Annotated in this window: 1 protein-coding gene; it reads left to right on the top strand. The window is 67.3% G+C overall.

What is annotated here, in order from left to right; translation table 11 throughout:
• The first annotated feature begins 98 nt into the window (after positions 1-98).
• On the top strand, positions 99-1,298 hold the full coding sequence (locus FZN60_RS28510; protein WP_158877790.1) for an IS256 family transposase: 1,200 nt from the start codon (positions 99-101) through the stop codon (positions 1,296-1,298).
• The last annotated feature ends 67 nt before the right edge of the window (positions 1,299-1,365 follow it).

The raw sequence follows: 1,365 nt of genomic DNA, 5'->3' as shown, positions 1-1,365 counted from the left end.
GGTCGTGTCCCAGGTGGTGGTGTAGCTGAGAGGCGGTCATCGGCGGTTGCCGGTTAGGATCGGGTTGCGACAGCCAACCCCGAACCGAGAGACCACCGATGACCGACCCGATGATGGCCCTGCGGGGGCTGATGGAAAAGAGCGCCGACGCCGATCTGCTGCGCGAGATGATCGGCTTTGCCGCCGAGCGGCTGATGGAACTGGAGGTGGGCGGCCTGACCGGCGCGGCCCACGGCGAGAAGAGCTCGGAGCGTCTGGTCCAGCGCAACGGCTACCGCGACCGGGACTGGCAGACGCGGGCCGGCACGGTGGAGCTGCGCATCCCCAAGCTTCGAAAGGGCTCGTACTTCCCAGCCTTCCTGGAGCCGCGCCGCATGGCAGAGAAGGCCCTGACCGCTGTCATCCAAGAAGCTTACATCCAGGGCATCTCGACGCGCTCCGTCGATGATCTGGTCCAGGCCATGGGCGGCACCGGCATCTCGAAGAGCCAGGTCAGCCGTCTGTGCGAGGAGCTCGACGAACGCGTCGACGCCTTCCTCGACCGGCCGATCGAAGGCGAGTGGCCCTATCTCTGGATCGATGCGACTTACGTGAAGGTGCGCGAGGCCGGGCGCATCGTCTCGGTCGCCGTGATCGTGGCGGTGGGCGTCAACACCGACGGTCGCCGCGAGGTGCTGGGCATGGACGTCGGCCCGTCCGAGGCCGAGACGGTCTGGACCGCCTTCCTGAGAAAGCTCGCCCGGCGGGGGCTGCGCGGCGTCAAGCTGGTGATCTCGGACGCGCACGAGGGCATCAAAGCGTCCGTCGCCAAGGTCATGCACGCCACCTGGCAGCGCTGCCGCGTTCACTTCATGAGGAATGTGCTCGCCCATGCCGGGCGCTCGGGACGGCGCGTCGTCTCGGCCTTCATCGCCACAGCCTTCGCCCAGGATGACGCGGATGCTGCCAAGGCGCAGTGGCGCAGGGTCGCCGATCAGCTTCGACCTAAGGTGCCAAAGCTCGCCGCCCTGATGGACGAGGCCGAGCCGGACGTTTTGGCCTACATGGGCTTTCCCGCCCAGCACCGGGTCAAACTGCACTCGACCAATCCGCTGGAGCGCGTGAACAGCGAGATCAAGCGCCGGACCGAGGTCGTCGGCATCTTCCCCAACGAGGCCGCCATCACGCGCCTGGTCGGCGCCATCCTCCTGGAACAGAACGACGAGTGGGCCGTCCAGCGCGCCCGATACATCACCCTGGAAAGCATCGCCCCGATCGGCGATGATCCCCTCGTCAGCCTGCCAACCCTCGCAGTCTGATCTGCCCGGCCCAAGCCGGCAACCGTGGTGGCCCTTCGCGAGCTACACCACGCCAAGGGACACGACC

The organism is Antarcticirhabdus aurantiaca, from assembly GCF_009765365.1.
Taxonomy (GTDB): domain Bacteria; phylum Pseudomonadota; class Alphaproteobacteria; order Rhizobiales; family Rhizobiaceae; genus Antarcticirhabdus; species Antarcticirhabdus aurantiaca.
This window is presented reverse-complemented; position numbering and strand designations above follow the sequence as displayed.

What these genes read in the sequence shown, in the direction of transcription:
- FZN60_RS28510 (WP_158877790.1), top strand. Translation starts at nt 99, where the DNA reads ATGACCGACCCGATGATGGCCCTGCGGGGGCTGATGGAAAAGAGCGCC.